This window comes from Shigella sp. FC1544 (genome assembly GCF_001722145.1).
Lineage (GTDB): Bacteria > Pseudomonadota > Gammaproteobacteria > Enterobacterales > Enterobacteriaceae > Escherichia > Escherichia coli.
Map to the genome: position 1 here is coordinate 1 of NZ_MECT01000437.1, position 468 is coordinate 468.

The window sequence follows — 468 nt, forward strand, 5'->3', positions numbered from 1 at the left end:
CTGGCGTAGCTGCCCCAGTCATCGCTGGTCACCATGCCGATACAGAACGGAGTCAACAGGGCTAACAGTTCCCGACAGGTCTCATCATTCCGTGGCCCGCAAGTGTAAGCCAACACACCGCCAGTTTTAGTGTTGTACGCATACCAGGGCCAGTGTTGTTGCGCCTTGCTGCCAACGAAGCGCCACTGCTCATCAAGTTCACAGATAAGGGCAACATCAGCGTGAGCGACTGGCGCAGATGTTATCCGCCGGGGCGAGAGCTTTTTAATGTCCGTATGACGGTATTGATGCCGATTTTCAGTGTTCTGGCGGTATAACAGCCCCCTGCGCCGTTATGTGCCATTTCAACGATCTGCTCCTTAACGCCGAGTTTTCTGGCTTCATAAGAGTAAGTGAGCTGGAAAACACGTTTACATGAGCGACAACGGAAACGCTCATGCCGGGAACAACTACGGCCATGTCGATAAA

At 53.0% G+C, this 468-nt stretch carries 1 pseudogene; it reads right to left on the reverse strand.

Annotation, left to right across the window (positions count from 1 at the left end):
- Positions 1 to 468 (reverse strand): annotated as a pseudogene (locus BGK49_RS27950) (IS1 family transposase); the annotation flags it as partial.